Origin of the sequence: Neisseria sp. HMSC055H02, from assembly GCF_001813335.1 — a bacterium.
In the GTDB taxonomy this organism is placed as follows: domain Bacteria; phylum Pseudomonadota; class Gammaproteobacteria; order Burkholderiales; family Neisseriaceae; genus Neisseria; species Neisseria sicca_C.
This window is the reverse complement of the sequence record NZ_KV812077.1, coordinates 1-2,393: the sequence shown is the minus strand read 5'-3', so window position 1 is coordinate 2,393 and position 2,393 is coordinate 1. Positions and strand designations below refer to the sequence as shown.

The window sequence follows — 2,393 nt, the reverse complement described above, 5'->3', positions numbered from 1 at the left end:
GGGGGATAGGATTCCGGATACGGCATTGGCGGCGAAGAGTCATTCGAGAAATGATTTAAGTACACATAATATTGAATACGGGGGCGGCAATAGGTTAACAACTCGTGAGCGTGTAGATAAAAATATTCAGGAAATACGTTCTGCTCGATATCAGGCAGAATTAGGAAGAGCCAGTAGGTTGGCACGAGAGCTCCAAAATGGGAAACTTCCAGGTACTCTTCAAAATAACAGAAAGAGTACAGCAAGGGAAATGCCAGCTTCTCAAAATCCAAACGCAACTGCTGAAAAATTTGCTGAAACCTTTTTAGGCAGAAAGCCTACGTCAATAGAACGGCTAGATGGTGCAAAGTTACTTAAAGGTAAATGTGTAGGATGTTGGAATGCTAAGATGCCAGATGGCACATTTGTAACATATAGACCCGCAGGTAACGCCAGTTCTTCAACTAGCACTACAACAGCAACCGTTGAAATAAACAGCTCTGCTTTGAACCAATTAAATATTAGTAAAAAGGGAAAGCCTACAAGTTTAAAATTTAAATTTCCAGCTAAATAAGGTTTTACTATGAATAAAGAAACAGCAGAAGAAATACAATGTGGATTTGAATATTTGGCCTTTGATGATCTTACTCCGATATATTTTGCACCACTAGGGCGCGAACCGCAAACATGGCAATGGCAATTTGCAGTTGAATTTATATATCGGCTATTAGTATGTGAATTGGCTATTTTATGGCCTTTTACATTTAATAAAAAACAAGAGATATTCATGTTTTGCCAGGAATTTGCAAAACAAAATCCTTTTGGTACGGAAAATAATGAATTATGGTATTCTGGGGAAATTACATTAACAAAAAAAGGTTTGGATTTAGTTAAATTTTATATTCCCGAACTATTCGAATGCGAAGATTTGCCATTTGAGCTTAATCATTCATTCATTCTAGCGCTAGAATCTATTTTTTCAGATTATGAAGTTCCATGGGAGGAAAATAATCCATTAATACCTATAAAAATATTAGATAATAAATAAATTACGTAAGTAGGCTCAAAATTTCTTCAGAGACGATTAAGAAGCAAGCCATAGCCCACATGAAACCTAAACTCAATAAGTAGGATGTGCGGAACACACGTATGCGGTTCTCAAGGATTAAGCCAAGAGGTTGTCTGAAACAATAAATACGGTTTCAGACAACCTTTCTTTCAACAAGTCGCCACAGCAACCGGACAAAAGCAGCCCACCGCCACATCCATATCAGCAACACAGAGGGAGATATTTGCAAATTCTACAAATATTTTACCTGCAAAACAGGGTAGGATATGGTATGAAGCGGACATTATTCGTCAGGTGGATTCACTTGGTGGGGTAAAGATGGAGTAACAAAAAATGAAATGTGAACTTAATAAAAATATAGAATTAACGGAAGATGGAGATAATATACCTTCCGATATTTATTTAATCGAGAATGAACACCAACTGCAGGTCGAGCTTAACGAATCAAATAGATATGTTAATTTCATTTTCTCCTCCCGTTTAGCTATGTATGAGTTTGGCAAGGCCATAATGCATGAAGCTATATTTGGTGAAGGAGGATTTCAAGAATTTTATCCAATGGCAGTTGAAGCATCTAAACCTGAAGTTATTAATGGAGTTCGAATGAGTTTAGATAGTGCAAGAATATTTATTAATTATCCGATCGAGTCATGATTTACGCAAAGCAGACATTGGATTAGCAAGCCTCAGCCTGAGCAAATTCTTCTCATAGAGTGTATGCAGCGCGCACGCTGGCTTGAAAATTCCGCAAAACAAATTATATCTCGTTCCCCCATTATTCGATAAAAGGCTGTCTGAAAGTAGGAAACCTGTTTCAGGCGGCCTTTACTTTTGCGGGATAACCATACCCGTACAAACTAATAAGGAGTAGGGAAATTTACAATAATGGATTATCTTCCTGAAGCAGCACGTATTACAAAAAAAGGGGGAGAAATTGTGATTAATGGCACACCAAACAATAAGTATTTAAGAGGAATTCCAAATGAAGCAGAACTGGCCCGAATGGGATTAAGGTTAAAATATAATGGTCCGTTAAAGGAGGAGTTTAAACAACTGAAATTTCATGATAGTAATGGCGCAAACATAAGATCACAGGACTTTAAAACCATTGTTTTTGAAAAGGTAAAATAATATGACAACTTATACTATTCCAAGAAAATATTATCAATCTCTGCATATAATTGAAGGGTCTCTATTAAACTATACTTTGAAAAATGATGAATTTCATATCATCGTCAAGAATGTGAATTATCCGGATTTTCCTCAAGAGATTCCTATGCCCAATTATTCAGACTGGGTAAAAATTAAATTCAAGCAGTTCAGCTATCTGAAATTTATCTATGGA

General features: G+C 36.4%; 3 protein-coding genes and 2 pseudogenes. All 5 read left to right on the top strand.

Annotated features, from left to right (window positions below; translation table 11 throughout):
* Positions 1-553: pseudogene (locus HMPREF2907_RS12840) on the top strand (hypothetical protein); the annotation flags it as partial.
* 9 nt (positions 554-562) lie between these two features.
* Complete coding sequence (locus tag HMPREF2907_RS03040; protein ID WP_070679944.1) at positions 563-1,027, top strand: hypothetical protein; 465 nt, start codon at positions 563-565, stop codon at positions 1,025-1,027.
* Positions 1,028-1,381: 354 nt separating this feature from the next.
* On the top strand, positions 1,382-1,702 hold the full coding sequence (locus tag HMPREF2907_RS03035) for a hypothetical protein (protein WP_070679941.1): 321 nt from the start codon (positions 1,382-1,384) through the stop codon (positions 1,700-1,702).
* 231 nt (positions 1,703-1,933) lie between these two features.
* Positions 1,934-2,179 (top strand): hypothetical protein, encoded by a 246-nt coding sequence (locus tag HMPREF2907_RS03030; protein WP_070679939.1) that lies wholly within the window; start codon positions 1,934-1,936, stop codon positions 2,177-2,179.
* A gap of 1 nt (position 2,180) precedes the next feature.
* A pseudogene (locus tag HMPREF2907_RS03025) lies at positions 2,181-2,393 on the top strand (hypothetical protein); the annotation flags it as partial.

Excerpts from the sequence above, each read along its gene's own strand:
- HMPREF2907_RS03035 (WP_070679941.1), top strand. The coding sequence starts at position 1,382 with ATGAAATGTGAACTTAATAAAAATATAGAATTAACGGAAGATGGAGAT.
- HMPREF2907_RS03030 (WP_070679939.1), top strand. The coding sequence starts at position 1,934 with ATGGATTATCTTCCTGAAGCAGCACGTATTACAAAAAAAGGGGGAGAA.
- HMPREF2907_RS03040 (WP_070679944.1), top strand. The coding sequence starts at position 563 with ATGAATAAAGAAACAGCAGAAGAAATACAATGTGGATTTGAATATTTG.